The organism is Achromobacter sp. SIMBA_011, from assembly GCF_046535435.1.
Lineage (GTDB): Bacteria > Pseudomonadota > Gammaproteobacteria > Burkholderiales > Burkholderiaceae_B > Achromobacter > Achromobacter dolens.
Window position 1 is genome coordinate 1 of record NZ_JAWRWN010000405.1, and the last position, 275, is coordinate 275.

Sequence of the window (275 nt, forward strand, 5' to 3'; positions counted from 1 at the left end):
TCGCCGCGGACATCGCCATCATGAAGAGCCGGTAGCGCGGCAGCGAGAGGCCGAACACGGTCACGGGCGCGCCGTCGAACAACGGCGGCACCGGGGCCGGCAGCGGCGTGAGGCCCCATACGAGTTTCGCGCCCTCGCCGATCAGGTAGGCGAGGCCGAAGGTCAGCAGCAGTTCGCTCGTGTGGCCGCCGCGCGCCTGCACGCGGCGCAACAGCCAGCGCTCGCAGCCGGCGCCCAGCAGGCCGACGGCGAGCGGCGCGAGCACGAGCGCGGGC

General features: G+C 74.5%; 1 pseudogene. It reads right to left on the reverse strand.

Annotated elements, in window-relative coordinates:
* A pseudogene (locus tag SB816_RS31490) lies at nucleotides 1–275 on the reverse strand (branched-chain amino acid ABC transporter permease); the annotation flags it as partial.